The following is a 19,737-nucleotide window of genomic DNA, read 5'->3' on the forward strand; positions in this document are numbered from 1 at the left end:
AAGACTATCGATATCGCATATAAATTACATAAAACAGCACGACTGGTCTATCTTTTCTTGATCCAAAGAGGTGTTCGAGAATAGATCCGAAGGTTCCTGAGGCTTAAGAAAAGAATAATAACTACTACTTGTTCGTATATCAATTACAGTTCGCTCATGAACTGATCCATCAATGAGCAGTTCATGAGCATCAACGTACTGCTCTGCTTGAGTCACTCTTTTAGCTAATCGAGCGGCACTAATTATTTTTCTTTTTAGACTCTCCAATTTGTGAATTTCTTTATTTATCAGAATCTTATCACACAATTTCTGTATATTCTCTTCATTGAGACCAAACCAGCTGCTTACCAATTTGTCGAGTGCAGGACGCTCAACATACCAATAAATGCTAAATGCTGCGAGCCCTACAATGACACTAAAAAGTATTACAGGCCAAAAAGCTGGTGTTAATGAGTTGACAAGAAGACCTGACACAAAAAGGGCTACTGATTGGCCAGCAAAGAAACCTCCACCAAAAAACAGAATTCCGGACACGCCGGAAATAAGCGTTTTAGCCATTTTCATATTCTCACTTTCGAGTGCCATCCCAAATTGATTACTGGCCTTAGTGAGCAAAGTAAAACGTTTCTGCAACATGGAAATGATACATTCCAGTTGCTTTAAATTATCTTGAGACAAATCCGAAAGATAATATTCATTTATTTTTTTTCTGATGGATTTAATCATTTGCAATTGTAGCAAGTATGCATCTAATAACTTATAAGCATCACTCAGTTTAACCCCTAAAGCCTTCGAGACTTTTACCAAGTCAAATCCACAAAAAACAATTACAGAAAGAAAGGAGAATGCAAACCCAGCTACGAGAATCATTGAAGAAGATAGATTAAAAATACTCAGCATCGTCACAATGCCATCAAATCCCTGACATGCTGCAACCAAAATACCTGCCATAGTGAGTACTGTGAATTTGATTTTGTCTATTGGAGTATTATGTTCTTCCTCTTTGGGTAGCTTGATCTCATCCCCTTTCATCGAAAGGAATAAATCGTGCAACAGCGCAGTCCGTAAGGATACAAGAATAAACTCAATTTTTTGCTGTTTCTTCTTTGATTTCTTGGGGTATTTTTGCTCTTTATTTAACCAAGATATCAACGCCGCAAGATCTGCAGATGTAGTAATAGAACTAAGCTCATGTGAATGCACGTGAGACTCTAATAAATATTTCTTTATTAACTTTTGAGAACGCAGACTGATTTGAATGTTCATTTTTTCGTAACTGCTTGCAACTTTACTCCTTAATTACACTGCATAGTACAATAGAACCCCTCGATATGAACATGGTTTATCCAAGTTATCTTAAAAAATACCTTAATTAATAAACAAATTACTAACCATCTGCGATAGGATGCCTTTGATCTATTTGTATCCATGAAGTATAATTAATGTGCGAACATTGAGTAAGGAAGCGATTATGAAAAAGCTTATTATCGCAGTATTAGTGTTTGTGCCTACACTTCTTTTAAGCGGTTGTTATGTCACTGCATATCCTAATAATGGCTATTATTATTCAAGCTATTATCCAAGCTACTCTTATTACTCAGGCTATTACCCAAGCCGTTACTATTATTCTGGCTTGGGCTACTGGGGTAACCGTGGCTGGTATAGAGGCTGGCATGGTGGTGGCTGGCACGGTGGTGGCTGGCACGGTGGTGGCTGGCACGGTGGCGGCTGGCACGGAGCTGGCTGGCACGGTGGCCACTGGAGATAAAACAAATTGAGTCAACCTAAATTCTGCAATGAATTTAGGTTGACTTATCTTCAATGACTAAGGATTTAGATAATATACGATCTATGAGGTTTTCTATCTATTAATTATGAGAGAGATCTGAATGATGTCCAAATCCGGACTGAGTCATGAAGCATTTAGATACAGAGTATTCTGCTTCTTTTGCCTCTTGCTGTAAGTCTGTTTTTTTTGCTGAAATATAACGGCTTAATCGTGGTGACAGTAGCCACATGAAGAACGCAATAATTAACGTGACGATGCCAATACAAGCAAATACATGGGTATAAATCATCAAAGATCCGACCCCAGGTTTAATTTGTTCAGGGAGTGCAGTATAGGATGCAACTGTAGCACCAATAAATCCAGCTATTGCGGAAGTTAAAAACCACATCCCCATCACAAACCCAGCAATTTGGGGAGGTACTAATTCTGCGACCATAGCCACTCCAAGTGCTGAAACCAATAACTCGCCAATACTTTGAAATAAATAGCTTATGATTAACCACCAGGAAGATACCATACCCTGATCTGTGTAAAAATAACGAGCAAAGAAGAGCATTAAAAAGCTTACTCCACACATCGTCATCCCTAAAGAAAATTTATAAGGGATAGAAAACTCGATGCCTTTTTTATGAAGAACGTCATAAAAGTAGGCCAAAACAGGACTCATCAATACAATCCAAATAGGATTTAGCGCTTGGAAACTTTGTGCATCAATCGTGATTCCGAAGAAAACCGGGATTACATTATGTACCGCAAATAGATTCAAAGATGTTGGCATTTGTTGATATAAAGTAAAGAAAATGATGGCCTCCAGCATCAATGCCAAAGCAACCAACATACGCATTTTGATAATTTTGCTTTCTTTTCGGATCATGAATAGGTAATAGACAATTACCATAATCGTAATAAACCAGAACAGATTTTTCGTAAGCATCACATGCTGTAATAAATAAGCAGAACTCACTGTGAGACCGACTATCCCAATCAGTATCATCAACCACTGGAACAACGAGATTACTCTTTTGTCCGCATCAGTATTGATATGAGCAACAAATTGATGTTGAAACCAATAATTCGCCAATCCAATTAATAAACCGATTGCACTCATCATATAAGCATAAGAATAACCATAGCGACTTGAGATTGCTGGGCCAGCAAATAATGCAATCATACTTCCCAAATTGATTGCCATATAATACAAGGTAAAACCACCATGCAAACGTGGATCATTTGCTTCATAACACTTAGCAAGTAAATTCGATGGATTTGCTTTAAACAAGCCATTTCCTACACAAATCAAACCCAGTGCAAAAAATACATGTTCCTTGTCAGTAAGAGCTAAAGAAAAATACCCTGCAGCCAAAACAATAAGCCCCAGAACGATGGTACGTTTGGTGCCTAATATTCTATCCCCTAAATACCCACCAATAACCACCATGCCGTAAACTAAGGCCGAATAAGCACCAAATGTATAATAAGAAATCGTATCGCTGTAACCCAAATAGCGAATAAAAAATAAAGTTAAAATCCCTTGAACAGTGTAAAACCCAAACCGCTCCCATAGTTCCAGCATAAAAATCATGTGAAATGCACGGGGTTGCTCGCGAAGTATATTCACCATGAGTTTTCTTCCTTAAGAGGGTAAGTTTTTAAGTTAAAGGAGTTTTTAGTTTTTTGCAATGAGCTTTAAACTAAAAAATCAGTTGCGCCAAAATAGAATAATTTTTTTCCAATATAAACGAGAACTTGCTATTCGAGTATAAACTCAACTATATTTCTTCATAGAGACTAAATAAATGCGATAATAAAAATCATTATGTCTAAAAAAGCCCTTTATTTGGCAGGTGGTGGTGCTCGAGGCGCTTATCAAGCCGGTGTTTTAAAAGCGATTGGCCACATATTACAAGTTAAAACTTTACCCTTCGAAATGATCAGCGGCGTAAGCGTGGGAAGTATGAATGCAGCCGTGCTTGCCGAAAATGCCGATGACTTTCCCACAGCTCTAGATAAGCTAGAGACTATTTGGAGTGAAATTCATTGCCAACAAGTCTATAAAGCCAGCAACTTTGCTTTAAGTAAATCGGTTATGCGCAATATGAGCACAATGATGATTAAGCAACGGCAAGCGGCTCATTTACTTGATACTACACCACTGAGAGAAATGATAGCTGATAGCCTGGATTTCAATAAAATTGCACAAAATATAAGTGGTGGGCACCTCGATACTCTAGAAATAATCAGCAATTGCTACGAAACTCGCCAGACTATTTCTTTTTACGAGCACAATAATCCTGAGTTTATGGATTGGAATTACCCGCGACACGGCAGCAAGCGTGTAAGTTTCCAAGCAGAGCATATTTTAGCATCCAGTGCCTTGCCTTTATTTTTTCCAACAGTATTACTCGACGGTTTTCATTATGGTGACGGCAGTGTTGGCCTGGCTGCGCCACTTCGAGGCTCTATTCGTTTTGAAGTCGACAAAATTCTAATTGTAGGAACCCGAGCACTACCCACATTTGTTGAGCAGGAAACGTTGCGTAATCATGATGACATTCCTTTTTCTCATATTTTTGGAAACATGCTAAATGCTCTGTTTTTAGACAACCTCGATCGTGATATTGAAATGGTCAATCGAATGAATGAAATAGCCATGCTGCTGTCGATGTGGAAAAAACGTCGCTCCCCATGGCGCCCCATTACTACTTTGCATTTACGTCCTAGTAAAGACCTTGCTCCTTTAGCTCAAATACATTTTAAAGCGCTGCCCACTTTGCTGCGCTACCTTCTCAATATTTTGGGAGAGAAAAAGCATTCAGGCGATCTTTTAAGTTTTGTTCTTTTTGAACGAGACTACACCCGTGAATTGCTTGAGCTAGGTTTTCAAGACACCATCAATAATGCCAAAGAAGTTACGGCTTTTTTTGAGTAATTTCACCCACAATTCAAGATGTAAACTGGTTGCAGCGCCACATAACCCAGTTTACCTCTTCGCCTTCACAGGCTCCATTGATGTACGTAATAATTCCAGGACCTCTTCGGTTTCAGGCATAATTCCGTGCCAGATAAAGAAAGACTCAGCAGCTTGTTCAACCAACATGCCTAAACCATCTACGGCCTGGCAACCTAATCCTCGAGCATATTGAACAAAAGCGGTGCTCTCGTTTTGCTTATAAGACAAATCATAACAAAATGGTTTTCCTGACATACATTCTGCAGGTAACGTCACAAACTCGCCCGCTAAACTGGCAGAAGTTGCATTAATGACCAAATCAAACGGTCCATCAACCTCATGAAGATTCACACATTTTGTTTGCGGGAAAGCGCGTTGGAACGCCTCCGCTTTAGCTACAGTTCGATTAGCTATGATAAGCTCCGCAGGATGATTTTCGAGTATAGGATAAACTATTCCGCGAGCAGCCCCTCCAGCTCCTAACATTAACACTCTCTTGTTTTCCACAGAGATATACCGATGCAAATCACGAATGAATCCAACACCATCGGTATTGTCGGCATGCAATTGATTTGCTTCCATCCATAATGTATTCGCAGCTCCAGCTTTTGTACACCGTGCGCTACAGTGTTGTGCCATCACAAAAGCTCTCTGTTTGAATGGCACAGTAACATTAAGCCCCTTGCCATCCACAGTAAAAAAATCAGATACTTGTTGCTCAAAAGTTGAATCTTCGCCCTTAATTTTTTCGTAAGTCAGCCGCACATTCACTTGTTTGGCAAAGCACTGATGAATTATTGGAGATAAACTATGTGCAATGGGATTCCCAATAACTGCAAAACGCTGATTCATTGTATGCTCCTACTCTGGTGAATTGTTACCTGATTGCCAATACCTTTAGCAAAAAAGCTTATCAATAAACTTTGAGCTGACAAATTATCAAGTAACCAGTCGTATTTCCAATAAAGTAGTTCAAAAATTAATTTTTCTTGAAAAAAACTCATCTCTCTACAAATAATTAAAGTAACTGAGCTTTTTGACTATCAATATCGCCCCTATGATACTGAAAAACAAAAGAGCATAATGAGATACTCTTATTGAGTTAAGGAAAATTCAATGAGCGACTTTTCCGAAAATGAAAAAAATATTTTAAAAAGCAGTCCGCTATTAAATCATTTATCCGATGAAAACTATCAAGCATTCATGAAGATCTCAACGAGGTCTATCTTTGGAAAAGGCCATATTTTGCTTAAAGAAGGAGAACTAAATGATGCTTTTTTCATCATTGTTTCTGGAACTGTTGGGCTTTATAAAAATGAAAATACAACTTCAGCCCCTGTATTGATAGGAACCCTGACCGCCAGGGAAACAATAGATGAAATGAGGGTTATTCAAAACTGCACCTGTGCTCTAACTGTAATTGCAATTGAGACAACCGTTGTACTACAAACATCGATAAGCAAATTACATACGTTGGAAAATCATCAGGGCCATGATGCAATTGTAACGTCAGTAATTCAAATAATCAGCGACCGCTTGCTTCACAGCAATGAAACCATTCTCAATCATATATATGAAAAAAAGAGAAAAAATAAACAAATCCTTGGTGTCTTATTTGGTGTACTTGTGCTGTTTATTTTTTTATGTGAAGTAGGTTTAGGCCTGTATGACACGCTAAATCCGACTCATTTTTGTAATCATTTGAATTCACTTTCGGCAGAAAGCACTAAAGTAGGACTCTAGTAATAAGATTAAAGCGAAGCCGTAACCCCGGGTTTTGCGGTTCTATCCAGAAACCCGGGTTACGGCTTTGCCTAACCCAGGTTACAAAGCTAATCGTTAACTCACCATCAAACTTTTAGAAACCACTTCAGCCAAATCGCGTGATAATTCCAACTTAGCCAACTGTTCTAATTGATTTCGCATCAAAGCCTGCCTGGGTTTATCATAGCGCATCCAGCGAGTAAATGGATTAGCCAACCGCGCTGCAATTTGTGGGTTAATTTTGTCCAGCGTCACTAACATTTCAGCTAAAAAGGAATACCCACTTCCATCCAAGGCATGAAAATTACGCGGATTTCCCATACAAAATGCACCGATAAGGGCACGGACTTTATTAGGGTTCTTAATACAAAACGAAGGATGTTTTAATAACACTTTTACATGAGTTAAAGTTTCCGGTAACTCACACGTCGCCTGAATAGCAAACCACTTGTCTAAAACCAAATCATCTTTCGACCATTGCTTATAAAAATCATCAATTGCTTGTTCGCGTAATCCTTGATTCGTGCAATTAACTAATAAAGAAAAACTGGCAATTTGATCGGTCATAGTTTGTGCGGCTATAAATTGCTGTTGGCATATGTCTAATGTTGAGGCTTCCTTAGCTTTCATCATGAGCCATAGGCAAACATTGCGTAATTTTCTACGCCCATAAGCAAGACCATTCATACGATGATCTTCAATTTCCCACAACTGTTGATAAAGTGATTGGGCCGCGTCAAACAAATACCAACCCAATTGCTGGTGGAAAAAATCACGGACTTTTTCTACAGCCCCAACATCCACACACTCTAATCGTGTAGCAATATCCTCAAATCCTGGAGGAGTTAATAATTCTGCACGAAGATCGGCATCCAGTGAGTCATCAAGCAATACATGGTGCAAGGCAGAAATTAAATCAGACGGAATTTGCCATTTGCTCGATGGTTCATGCAAGCATTCCTTGATACAGTTCAGAATGAGATTTTGTGCTGCATTCCATTTAGCATAGCCATCTACCTCATGTCGCAATAAAAAGAGCAACTCGTCCTGACTCAAATCATGTTTCAATTTAATCGGGGCAGAAAATTCACGCAATAATGAAATGATCGGTTTTTCGCTCAAGTCAGTAAAAGTGAAACTCTGTTCCACATCCTTTAACTCCAAAATGTCCCGATCAACTGGCATTTGATGCCCATTAGAATCAAATAAGGCAACTTTAATGGGGATATGGAATGGTTTTTTATCATGGCATTCCGGAGTTGCAGGACAACTTTGTTTCATTTTTAAGGTCAATTGCCCCTTCACATACTCACTGGTAACTGTTACTTCCGGAGTTCCTGCCTGGCTATACCAACGTTTAAATTGAGTCAAATCAATATCATTGACATCTTCCATCGCAGCAACAAAATCATCAATAGTGACGGCCTGACCATCATGACGTTTAAAATATAAATCCATGCCGCGACGAAAGCCTGCCTTGCCAAGCAGCGTATGCTGCATGCGTATGACTTCAGCACCTTTATTGTAAACCGTTGCTGTATAAAAATTATTTATTTCCTGATAAGACTCAGGTCGCACCGGGTGTGCCATTGTTCCTGCATCTTCGGGAAATTGAGCGCTTCGCAATATCCTGACATCCATAATACGATTGACATCTCGTGAGTTCATATCGCGAGAAAACTCCTGATCCCGAAAAACTGTTAGTCCCTCTTTCAAACTTAACTGAAACCAATCACGGCATGTAACTCGATTACCCGTCCAATTATGAAAATATTCATGAGCAACCACACCTTCGACATCCGCAAAATCTTGATCCGTAGCGGTATCAGGACGCGCAAGAATGTATTTGGAGTTAAAAATATTTAATCCCTTATTCTCCATCGCCCCCATATTGAAGTCGCTAACTGCTACGATCATAAAAATATCAAGGTCATATTCACGCCCATAGACTTCTTCATCCCAGCGCATGGATTTTTTCAAAGACTCCATTGCATGTGCACATTTATCTTCATTTCCTGGCTCAACATAAATACGCAAATCAATAGTACGACCAGAGCACGTAACAAACTGATCCTGGACACAAGCCAAATCCCCTGCAACTAAAGCAAATAAATACGACGGTTTTTTAAAAGGATCATTCCAAACCACCCAATGACGCCCATCCGGGCTCGTACCGGATTCGATCAAATTTCCATTGGATAATAGGATAGGATATTGCTTTTTATCTGCAGAGATACGCGTTGTATAAGTAGCCAAGACATCCGGCCGATCAAGAAAATAAGTGATGCGTCGGAACCCTTCTGCCTCACATTGCGTACAAAATAGGTGATTCGAGCGATAAAGTCCGGATAATTGCGTGTTATTTTGAGGGTAAATACGCGTTACTATGTTTAATACGAGCTCATCGGGACAATTTTCGATAATTAACCCATCATCGTTCACAGTATAAGCAGAAGGTTCCAGCTTTTGGCCATTCATATGCACGCTAACCAATTCCAACTCATCTCCATATAAGTGCAAAGGACCTTCATGTTGACGGATTAATTTAAGTTCACTGTGAACCAAAGCGTGATCATCATACAAGTCAAAATTTAAATTCACAGTCTCTACTGTAAAAAAAGGGGGCAGGTAGTTTTTTAAATAAACGGTTGTGTTAGGCATGATCATTACATCCTATGCAAAATGCGATTAAGTTTATTGAGTTATATAACAATTTTTCTAGTTTAGCCTATAATGATTATAAAGGGGTAACTTCTTAGGTCAATCTTTATAAACAGAACGAAGTTAGCTGAAAATTCATTATTGCATTTACCTGTAAAATGCAATAAATGTAAAGAAACACAATATATCCTTATGTAAGGATAAAAGGGGATGGCATATGAACACTCAAGACTTTTTAACTGGTTACACCAAACGCTTTGTAGATAACAAAGAAGAAGAGATGAGTTTGGAGGAATACCTGGAGTTGTGTAAAAATGATCCGTCTGCCTATGCCAATCCAGCTGAACGCTTATTAATGGCTATAGGCGAACCAGAAATGATCGACACGCGCCATGATCCTGTTTTATCGAGAATTTTTTCCAATAAAATCATCCCTCGTTACACTGTATTTCAAGATTTTTATGGTATGGAAGAGCCCATCGAGCAAATTGTTGGCTTCCTTAAGCATGCAGCTCAAGGCTTGGAAGAAACCAAACAAGTACTTTATCTTTTAGGACCTGTTGGTGGGGGTAAATCTTCTATTGCTGAAAAATTAAAAGACTTGATGGAAAAAACACCATTTTATGCCATTAAAGGTTCACCCGTTTTTGAATCTCCTCTGTCCTTATTTAACCCGGTTGAAGATGCCGAGTTACTTCAAGAGCGTTTCGGGATCCCTCCCCGATACTTGCGTTATTTAATGTCACCATGGGCGGTCAAACGATTACACGAATATAATGGTGACATCAGTAAATTTAGAGTAGTTAAAGTCAGGCCTTCTCGTTTAAAACAGATTGCCGTTGCCAAGACAGAACCGGGCGATGAAAACAATCAGGATATTTCCTCATTAGTAGGTAAAGTTGATATTCGTAAACTTGAAGAATTTTCTCAAGATGATCCAGACGCATACAGTTATTCTGGTGGCCTATGTCGAGCAAACCGCGGTCTTTTAGAGTTTGTTGAAATGTTTAAAGCACCAATCAAGGTGCTACATCCCTTATTAACGGCTACTCAGGAAGGTAATTACAATGCGACTGAAGGCTTATCTTCCATTCCATTTGAAGGAATTATTTTAGCGCATTCGAACGAATCAGAATGGCAATCATTTAGAAACAATAAAAATAATGAAGCGTTTATAGACCGTATCAACATTGTCAAAGTGCCTTATTGCCTCCGTGTTTCTGAAGAAACTAGAATTTACCAAAAACTGATTGATAACAGCTCTCTGACTCATGCACAATGCGCTCCTGGTACCTTGGACATGCTGGCACAATTTTCAGTCTTAACTCGTTTAAAAGAGCCACAAAACTCCAGCATTTATTCCAAAATGCGCGTATACAATGGTGAGAGCTTAAAAGATACCGACCCAAAAGCAAAATCATATCAGGAATATCGTGACTTCGCCGGTGTTGATGAAGGGATGAGTGGTGTATCAACCCGCTTTGCTTTCAAAATTCTATCCAAAGTGTTTAATTTTGATCATAGTGAAGTAGCCGCAAACCCCGTGCATTTAATGTATGTCCTGGAACGTCAGATTGAACAAGAACAATTCCCACAAGAAGTACAAGAATCGTACTTGGCCTTTATCAAAGAATATTTGGCACCTAAGTATGTTGAGTTTATTGGAAAGGAAATTCAAACCGCTTACTTGGAGTCCTATTCTGAGTATGGTCAAAATATCTTTGACCGTTATATAACTTATGCTGATTTCTGGATTCAAGACCAGGATTATCGAGATCCAGATACCGGTGAAATTTTTGACCGTGCTTTATTAAATCAAGAACTGGAAAAAATAGAAAAACCCGCAGGGATATCAAATCCAAAAGACTTTCGTAATGAAGTGGTGAATTTTGTTTTACGCGCTCGCGCTAATAATCGTGGCAAAAACCCAGTATGGAACAGTTATGAAAAATTAAGATCCGTAATTGAGAAAAAGATGTTCACCAATACGGAGGATTTGTTGCCTGTTATTTCTTTCAATGCCAAAGCATCTGAAGATGACAAGAAAAAACATGAAGAGTTCATTTCTCGAATGATCGATAAAGGCTATACACGCAAACAAGTACGCTTGCTTTGCGAATGGTATTTGCGAGTACGTAAGTCACAATAATAAAAACGGTTCTCTCGCACCTATGAGAGAACGCTAAATACTGGCTATTTTGTAGTTTGGGCGACAGTGACGCTGTAGCCCAAAATCAATAACAAATGCGTCTTTGAGCTAAGGCTTTTGCCTCCGCCCAAACTACAAATAGGTGCAGAAATATTTTATGTGGGGCTAAATTATGTCGCAATTGATTGATAGACGACAAAATGCGGGAAAAAAAAGTACGGTTAATCGTCAACGCTTTCTTCGCCGCTATAAAAATCAGATCAAACGTGCTGTTTCTGATGCTGTAGGCAAGCGAAGTATTACCGAAATTGACCAAGGCGAACAAATTACCATTCCAGCCAAAGACATTTCTGAGCCAGTGTTTCACCGTGGCCAAGGTGGACACATAGAACGTGTATTACCAGGTAATGATAATTTTATTACCGGCGATAGAATAAGAAGGCCCAGTGGCAGTTCTGGTAGCGGTGGTGAGGGCTCTGAAGCCAGTGATAGTGGTGAAGGTGAGGATACTTTTGTTTTTGAATTATCTCGGGAAGAGTTCTTGGACCTGTACTTTGAAGATCTGGAATTACCTGATTTAGTTAAAAAAGAATTGGCGCGCATTAGCACCTTCAAAACCGTAAGGGCCGGAGTAACAACCAGCGGTATCCCGAACAATATTAATGTTCTGCGTTCGATGAAACAAGCAACTGGACGTCGAGTTGCTTTGGCTTCCCCTTATAAAAAACAATTAAAAGGTGCCGAAGAAGAACTCGAACAACTGCATGCACAACCAGTTCCAGATACTGAAGCTTTAAAAAATCTACAAAAAAGAGTTGAGTATCTGAAGAAGAAAATACAAACCGTGCCATTTATTGATACCATTGATCTACGCTATAACTTTCGCGTTCGCGTCCCTTCACCATCAACTCAAGCAGTCATGTTTTGTATTATGGATGTATCCGGATCAATGGATGAAGCGAAAAAAGACATTGCAAAACGCTTTTTTATCCTTCTTTATATGTTTCTTACCAAAAATTATGAAAAAATTGAATTAGTATTTATTCGGCACCATACCTCTGCCAAGGAAGTGAATGAAGAAGAATTTTTTTATTCCCGAGAAACCGGGGGGACGGTGGTATCCAGCGCCTTGGAACTCCTCAGCGCCATTATCGATGCGCGTTATCCTCCCGAAGCATGGAATATTTATGTAGCCCAAGCATCAGATGGTGATAATTGGAATGCAGATTCACCCTATTGTCAGGAGTTATTGCAAGATAAAATTATGCCTTTATTGCAATATTTTGCTTACATTGAAATCATGCCACGCCATCATCAAAGTTTATGGGAAGTTTATCAACTGGTAAAAGAGCGCTATCCTAATTTTGCTATGGAAAATATTGATACGGTAGCAGACATCTACCCCGTATTTCATGAGCTATTTAAAAGGAAAACTGCATGAAAAAGAAGAAGCCATTATCCACGGGTGCAGAATGGACCTTTGAATTAATACAAGACTATGATCGCGAAATTGCACGCATAGCCAAAGACTTTAAGTTAGATACCTACCCCAATCAAATAGAAATCATTACTGCAGAGCAAATGATGGATGCTTATGCTTCCGTAGGTATGCCTATAGGTTATCATCATTGGTCTTTTGGAAAACATTTTGTCAGCGTTGAAAAAAGTTACAAACGGGGACAGATGGGTTTGGCTTATGAATTAGTCATTAATTCAAATCCCTGTATTTCCTATCTCATGGAAGAAAATACCATGGCCATGCAAGCGTTGGTAATTGCTCATGCCTGTTATGGTCATAACTCATTTTTTAAAGGCAATTACTTATTTAAAATGTGGACTTCTGCTGATGCCATTATTGACTATTTAGTATTTGCAAAAAAATACATCAGTGAATGTGAACAACGTTATGGCATCAATGAAGTAGAAGTCATCCTGGACGCCTGCCATGCCCTGATGAATTATGGAGTAGATAGGTACAAACACCCGGCTCCTTTATCCATTCAGGAAGAAAAAATTCGCCAACAAAATCGTGAAATTTATATGCAATCTCAAGTTAATGAATTATGGCGAACCATACCTCAAGGCCGACAAGTCACCGAACAAGCCAAGAAAAAACGATTCCCAGAAGAACCTCAAGAAAATATTTTGTATTTCATCGAAAAAAATGCGCCCTTGTTAGAGCCATGGCAAAGGGAAATCGTACGAATTGTACGCAAGATGGCGCAATATTTTTATCCACAAGGCCAAACCAAGGTAATGAATGAAGGATGGGCTTGTTTTTGGCACTATACCATTTTACATGCACTGTATGATGAAGGTTTGGTTACAGATGAATTTATGTTGGAAATCTTGCAAAGCCATACCAACGTCATTATGCAACCGTCTTATAATAGCCCTTATTATAGTGGCATTAATCCTTATACTTTGGGATATCATATGATGCAAGACATCAAACGGATTTGTGAAAATCCTACCGAAGAGGATAAAGCATGGTTTCCTTATTTGGCCAATACCGATTGGTTAAGTAATTTGGATAATGCGATGCGTCATTTCAAAGACGAAAGTTTTATTGCCCAATATCTATCGCCTAAATTGATTCGCGATTTAAAATTATTTCACATTGTGGATGATGATCGCAGTCCCGATCTTTACGTCAATGCAATCCATAATGAGTCAGGGTATAAAAAAATAAGAGAAGCCTTGTCACGACAGTATAATTTAGGTTATTTGGAACCCGATATTCAAATTTACTCTGTTGATGTACAGGGCGATCGCTCCATGACCTTAAGGTATACCCAACAAAATAGAGTACCTTTAGGCAATACCACCGCGGACGTACTGAAACATCTCTATTCTTTATGGAAATTTCCTATTGTTTTACAAACAATCAATTCCGAAAATGAGATCACCAGCGAGTATCATTGTCCACCGTTGCATAACGCATCAACTTAATGATGCAAATCCTGCAAGCTGTGGAAAATTACGTATCTTTTTTATTCATCTTGAAGTATATGAGCAAAATGCCGTTCAAAATGAATGGTATATTTGAATGCAATACGAGATGAGAAAATATAAATTAAGCAATAATAGCTTACATAAGACGGAATGACTCTTCAGAATCTTCACAAGGTTGGAAATCCTCACTTTGCACTTTCGAGGACTCAGCCGGTGCCTGATATTTATCTTGAATGTAAACAACATCATTTATTAAACAATTCAGGCAATTACGTGATGTAGATCCATGTGTTCCAAGCTTAGAAAGTTTTAAAAGTACTTTTGCTGTTTCCAAATCGGGCGGATTTTTATTTAATTCTTTTGTAACCATGTCTAACGTCTCATCTATAATTTTTTTATTTTCACTACCCATTCGAAATTTAGAAAACCATTGTCCTCTTATGTGGGCTGCATAGGCTTCTTTTATTCCTATAACTGCTTCTTTTAAGGTATTTAAGTCCCTTTGAACTTCGCTGGCGCCCCCTACTTCCAAGTTTTTCACCGACTCAGGTAAAACTGCTCTCATCGCCCTCAAAGGATGAGCCGAAAACATCCCCTTTTCGGTACAAAAAGAAAAGGTGTTTCCATAATATTGTTGAACCGGTGTTTGACTGACTACGTCTCTGTCCAGTCTATAATTACAAAATTGACTAAAAATAGAAGGGTGTTCATTACTCAACCATCGACCATGAAGTGAATTGATAGGTGCCGTATTAAAAGTTCTAACATGTACTTTTTTTGATGTTATCAAATTTGAATCTTCGGCATAAGCTATCGCTGCGACATGCTGAGCCAAGTGTCCTCCTAGAGAATGTCCTACTAATATTATTTCTCTATCTGGAAAATTCTTTTTTGTTTCTTTAAAAAAAGAGAAAGCCTCTTTCTGTAATTTTTTGCCTACAGTGCCCGTCAATATTAAATTGATATCAGAAAACACCTCTCTAATAGAATCTGTTCCCCTAAAAGAAATGATAATAGGTGATTTGTTATCCTGTGGTTCAAGACGAACTGCGGTTAATCCATTAGAATTTTTTACATCGACATTTGTTTTCTTAGTGATTCGGTATCCTGATTCATCAATATCATGTAGTAACTGCCTTGTGGTGATGTAAGCACTACGCTCCTCATATCGCAAATCATTGTTTTCTCCGATGATGCGATACGCAAGATGTGCTGCACTGAGTAACAATCCAATTGTGCATTTTGGCATAATAACGGGCATAACAAAATTCCAAATATATAGCAAGATGGACAAAAGAATGGCTTTGTGCCTTTTCTATAGTCTATCACAATTTTATTTTTAATTTATTAATCGTTTAACAAATTTAGGAATTTGAAAGGGGGATCATTATTTTTTGATTCATTATTTCTCAATAACCGCAGTAGATGCATATATTTTAACTGCATCTTCAGCAAAAGGATTTAAATTAAAAATGTCGCTAAACAATTTTGCTGCAACTTCATTACTATTAAGAAACCAATCGCCAACATCATCCGAATAATATTGGATAATCTGAGGCTTAAAGACTGCATAAGCTGATTCAACATGCCCTCTTATTGCTGTTCCTGCTTTTATAAAATACTTATTGCCCTGCAGTGCTCGAGTAAGTAACTCAACAGACTCCTTAACACTGCTTGAAGCGCTTGCTTCAACAGGAATTGAATCAGACGCATAAACTTTAACCGTAACGACTAACTGCTCTCCAAACTCATGAATTCGATTAACAAAAGAAGCTAATGCCTGTGCTTTATCTTCATTGCACACCGTAATTTTAATTTCCATGTACCGCCCTTCACCCATTAAATTAGCGACATGAACACAGGGATCTGCACTTAACGCGGCGCTTAACCGACTTTGCAATAAGTACCAAGGAGGAAGTAACGTATTGCCAGCTTTGGCTATAGAAGTCATACAGCTTAAGATCAAACAAAAAAGTATCCCCAAATAAAGCCCTTCTTTACTTAGTACAGCGCGAAACATCGTGATTATCTCTATTTAATTATGAAAATAATGCCTCCATAAATTTTTATAGAGGCATTTGAAAATTACTCAGAAGCCATTTCAATAGCAAAAGCCAACGCCAATTTAGAGAAATTAGTCATATGCTCAAGACTTAATCTATCCATAGTATCTTGAGTACTATGGATGTACGGATTGTGATCTTCAAAATTAGATTCGCAAGGGAATGCCGCTGGAATACCTACTTCATCCCATGAAGCATGGTCACTGCAACCATAGCCACACTCTGAATAAGCAACTGGGACTTGAACATAATTGCTGATTAATTCTGCTACGAAATTACTTAAATTCTCATTGGTATAATCAGTAAAGACCCACATTGTTGGATCTTTGGCATCCACTCGATATCCAGTCATATCGAACTGAATGGCCGCTTTTACTGGAATCGAATTATCCATAAAATGCTCAACTACATATTGAGATCCTACTAAGCCTCGCTCTTCAGCTGCATACCAAATAATATAGATTGGGCGCTTGAACGTTGTTTTAGACGACAACAAAATCCGAGCCATTTCCATAATCGATGCAGAACCACTACCATCATCACCAGCACCTGGCATACGACCATCCAATGTATCCATATGCGCACCAATTACAACACCTGGTGCATTGATGTCTTTACCAATAACCGTTACTAATGAGGGTTGCTTATAATAACTACCTGTTTTCACGAAAAATGTTGCTGTGTCAGTACGACCATTCGCTTGAGCCATATCCTCAAAAGTCTTTTTGAGCCATCTCGCGGCATCCACGCCAGTATCTTTGGTGGCGGAGCGGTTATGGAAGGAAGTAAGTTTTGTCAAGGTATTCCAAATATTATCTGGAGTCACATTTTGTAGTGCTGCATTGACTTCATCCTCGTGTTTAATCTCATAAACCGTGCTTTGTGGTTGCACTGGTTTAATGGTTTTTTTCTGCAGAACTCTTTGCGCGGATTGTTTCTTTGCTTCCAGTAAAGAACCGATTATATGGTGGCTTACATTCACAAAACGACCACAATTTGTTTCATCTGCCAAATGAGTCAGGACATCTACATCGGCTGCAGCGATATCAATAATCTTAAATTCTTTATTTTCTGCTAAAACTTTATGAGGAGTAGCAATTTTTGCTGCAAGACATTGAGGTACTTGTAACTGTTCATGAACAGGGGCATTTGCTGCCAAAACATTAGCACTCGCCAGCACTGAGCCCAGTGCAATATAGGTCATCCATTGATTCAAACGCATCTCTACTCCTAAGTTAAATTAAAATTTAAATATATTTACTTCGCGAAAATCACTTTACCTAAATTCGGCAGTCGAATCCACTGTTTAATTTAAGTTTTCTTCACTAAAAAAATAACCACATGTTTTTTTTTTAAACTTATCGCTATTGATAATCATTTTCATTTAGGATACAGTTGAACCCCAATCCATTAATTGAGCAAATAAATGGCAGTAACAAAAAAGCGATTCAAAAAAATTCCTCATTACCTTGCTCTGGCATCTCTTACGGTAGGCGCCAGTTTAATTCTTGGTTTTTTAAGTTTTGGTGGGATGTATGCCTTATACCCCGCCTTATATCTGGCATTTGCTGCTTTTGGTCTCTCAGTAGCCTATGAAGGTGAAGTTTATTTACAAAATATAAAAGGCTCCTTCAAAAAGTTATTTAAAAGCAATTATCTGGAGAATCATTTAGCTAAAGAGTTTTTGCTTGCAAATTTTCCAGAAGATACAAACTCTGCAAAGTGTCCTCAGTTTTTCAAAGATTATGAAATCCAACTCAATATGCTCAATGCGTTTAACCACACACCACTCGATAAAGAGAGCAGAAAACGCAAAAAGCAAATAGAGAAAGTTCTGTCGGACATGGAAAAATGGTTCGCTTTGCAATTATTTGCAGCTAAGAAAAATGAAAAAGAACAACTATCAAATTACACGGAACACTTAAGGGACTGGCTTAAAGAGCATGGACAAAATGAATGGCAAGAGCGGTTGGAAAAGCGTAAGTCCACTTTTAATTTTGTTAAAGGTTTTAGCCTTCTTGCGGCAACATTTATGGGGCTTGGCAGCACCTATCTCATTGTCGAAGCCTTTAGCGTGATTCCCTTAATAGCCGCTATACCCTTTGCTCTATGGCCAATTTTTGTTGTTCCTATGGCAGTAATTGCCGGGGCTGCTTATGGTATGTTGACCTATAATACGATTACCGACCTCATCAACAATGACACCATAAAAAAATGGTACACCAAACTACGCAATGATTTGAGTCATGGATTAACAACCCGAAACCTGCTTATGGCTTCCATAGCTATCTTTTTAGTTAGTTTAGCTATTGCCCTTACTGTTTGTACTGCGGGTACCTGGTGGACTGTAGCAACTAGTGCTCGTCCTTTATTTGAATGGATGAAAAAAATTCCCAGTTTCGTCATGGGTATTATTAATCCGATCATCACTGGCTTATCCGCTATATTTTTTAATATACAAAACTCTTCCGAATCCCTGGAAATGGTGTATGAGGCCACGGATACCAATACTGAAAATATATTTCAGCGCGCTTACAAGACAATTGCCGATGGACTTATTCATATATGGGATACTGAAAATTGGCTGCAGATGCTTAACCCTTTTCGCATTATATTAAAATTAACGATTGCACCACTGCGTATTTTACTTTTTTTTGGTCATTTGGTGAGTGTCGCGCTAACCTCAGATCGCATGCCAGGGGTTCCCCAAATAATGTCTGCGCTCGTAGCGATTATTAGTGAAGGTTTTGAAGATGCCCACTATTTTATTGGATCTGCTCATCATAAACAGAAAACATTATTGGAGGAACGGTTGGGTTCTGCAGCGGATGAAGAACATGGCACCGACATCCCAACCCAACTTCTTAAATTTATAGCCTCTCCTTTATATTTTCTTGCGGCAGGCTGGGATTACCTGGCAAGCAAAATGAACCCAGCCTGCAACGATGCAGTGCCAAAAGCTCAACCGAAGGTACTCAATTTTTCTCAAGCATGGAATAAGCAATTAGGAGTCCCAAATGAGATCAATCGTCCAATAATGGAAAATGCAAAACAGCCATCAAAAGAATGGAAGGTTGAGCATACTTTGTCACTCATTGAAAAGTACGAGCGAAAACATTTGGACACCGTCAGAATTAACACTAAAATAGCAGATGATAAAAAAGTCCAACTAAAAGAATTAAAAAGTAAAGTTCGTGCAACTCTTTCTGATAATTCTTCAGTAATTGATGTGCTTAAAGAAGCAAAGGATAATCCTATTTATAATCAACCTCGACTTTTTGCTCTGCGGAACGATGAAAAAACCTCGACCCAAGAATTCATTGAAGCACTTCCTGAACGGGTTAATCCAAATTTAAGTTATTCATAAGCAATCATTCTCCAATAAACCAACCCTCTCTACCGTAGA

The 19,737-nt window shown here is 38.6% G+C and carries 14 protein-coding genes; 7 read left to right on the plus strand and 7 right to left on the minus strand.

Annotated elements, in window-relative coordinates; all coding sequences use genetic code 11:
- Nucleotides 1-24: 24 nt before the first annotated feature.
- Complete coding sequence (locus BW930_RS07740) at nt 25-1,266, minus strand: hypothetical protein (protein WP_058467441.1); 1,242 nt, start codon at nt 1,264-1,266, stop codon at nt 25-27.
- Nucleotides 1,267-1,444: 178 nt separating this feature from the next.
- On the opposite strand from BW930_RS07740, the gene BW930_RS07745 reads away from it, so the two are divergent.
- Entirely contained in the window at nt 1,445-1,768 is a 324-nt protein-coding gene (locus BW930_RS07745) for a hypothetical protein (RefSeq protein ID WP_238587838.1), read from the plus strand.
- Between the two features lie 100 nt (nt 1,769-1,868).
- Here the strand turns inward: BW930_RS07745 and BW930_RS07750 are convergent, their stop codons facing one another.
- A complete protein-coding gene (locus BW930_RS07750) occupies nt 1,869-3,410 on the minus strand; it encodes an oligopeptide:H+ symporter (protein WP_058467443.1) in 1,542 nt (513 codons plus the stop codon).
- A 195-nt stretch (nt 3,411-3,605) separates the two neighbouring features.
- Here BW930_RS07750 and BW930_RS07755 point away from each other — a divergent pair, with 195 nt between their 5' ends.
- Nucleotides 3,606-4,718 carry a patatin-like phospholipase family protein gene (locus tag BW930_RS07755; protein ID WP_058467444.1) on the plus strand — a complete coding sequence of 371 codons (1,113 nt, stop codon included), beginning with the start codon at nt 3,606-3,608 and terminating at the stop codon, nt 4,716-4,718.
- A gap of 51 nt (nt 4,719-4,769) precedes the next feature.
- Here BW930_RS07755 and aroE read toward each other — a convergent pair whose 3' ends face one another.
- Entirely contained in the window at nt 4,770-5,591 is an 822-nt protein-coding gene (aroE, locus tag BW930_RS07760) for a shikimate dehydrogenase (protein ID WP_058467445.1), read from the minus strand.
- Between the two features lie 264 nt (nt 5,592-5,855).
- Here aroE and BW930_RS07765 point away from each other — a divergent pair, with 264 nt between their 5' ends.
- Complete coding sequence (locus tag BW930_RS07765; RefSeq protein WP_058467446.1) at nt 5,856-6,482, plus strand: cyclic nucleotide-binding domain-containing protein; 627 nt, start codon at nt 5,856-5,858, stop codon at nt 6,480-6,482.
- A 96-nt stretch (nt 6,483-6,578) separates the two neighbouring features.
- On the opposite strand, the gene pepN is transcribed toward BW930_RS07765, so the two are convergent.
- Complete coding sequence (pepN, locus tag BW930_RS07770; protein ID WP_058467447.1) at nt 6,579-9,164, minus strand: aminopeptidase N; 2,586 nt, start codon at nt 9,162-9,164, stop codon at nt 6,579-6,581.
- Between the two features lie 217 nt (nt 9,165-9,381).
- Between pepN and BW930_RS07775 the strand changes: the two genes are divergently transcribed.
- The 3 genes from BW930_RS07775 (at nt 9,382) to BW930_RS07785 (ending at nt 14,265) form a co-directional block, all read left to right on the plus strand.
- Nucleotides 9,382-11,313, plus strand: coding sequence for a PrkA family serine protein kinase (locus tag BW930_RS07775; protein ID WP_058467448.1), 1,932 nt, complete (start codon nt 9,382-9,384; stop codon nt 11,311-11,313).
- Nucleotides 11,314-11,485: 172 nt separating this feature from the next.
- A complete protein-coding gene (locus tag BW930_RS07780) occupies nt 11,486-12,754 on the plus strand; it encodes a YeaH/YhbH family protein (RefSeq protein WP_058467449.1) in 1,269 nt (422 codons plus the stop codon).
- Nucleotides 12,751-14,265 carry a SpoVR family protein gene (locus tag BW930_RS07785; protein ID WP_058467450.1) on the plus strand — a complete coding sequence of 505 codons (1,515 nt, stop codon included), beginning with the start codon at nt 12,751-12,753 and terminating at the stop codon, nt 14,263-14,265. Before BW930_RS07780 ends, BW930_RS07785 begins: the two co-directional genes overlap by 4 nt.
- A 139-nt stretch (nt 14,266-14,404) precedes the next feature.
- On the opposite strand, the gene BW930_RS07790 is transcribed toward BW930_RS07785, so the two are convergent.
- The 3 genes from BW930_RS07790 to lapA form a co-directional block, all read right to left on the minus strand.
- On the minus strand, nt 14,405-15,529 hold the full coding sequence (locus BW930_RS07790; RefSeq protein WP_058467451.1) for a lipase family protein: 1,125 nt from the start codon (nt 15,527-15,529) through the stop codon (nt 14,405-14,407).
- A 141-nt stretch (nt 15,530-15,670) separates the two neighbouring features.
- The gene (locus BW930_RS07795) at nt 15,671-16,288 is read right to left on the minus strand and encodes a group-specific protein (protein WP_238587839.1); all 618 of its coding nucleotides are present in this window, start codon (nt 16,286-16,288) and stop codon (nt 15,671-15,673) included.
- A gap of 65 nt (nt 16,289-16,353) precedes the next feature.
- Nucleotides 16,354-17,553: an aminopeptidase LapA gene (gene lapA / locus BW930_RS07800; protein ID WP_064276659.1), complete on the minus strand. Its 1,200-nt coding sequence runs from the start codon at nt 17,551-17,553 to the stop codon at nt 16,354-16,356.
- A gap of 204 nt (nt 17,554-17,757) precedes the next feature.
- Between lapA and BW930_RS07805 the strand changes: the two genes are divergently transcribed.
- Nucleotides 17,758-19,698 carry a hypothetical protein gene (locus tag BW930_RS07805; RefSeq protein WP_058467454.1) on the plus strand — a complete coding sequence of 647 codons (1,941 nt, stop codon included), beginning with the start codon at nt 17,758-17,760 and terminating at the stop codon, nt 19,696-19,698.
- Nucleotides 19,699-19,737 lie beyond the last annotated feature (39 nt).

The sequence above is a fragment of the Fluoribacter gormanii genome (assembly GCF_900156395.1).
Classification (GTDB): Bacteria; Pseudomonadota; Gammaproteobacteria; order Legionellales; family Legionellaceae; genus Legionella; species Legionella gormanii.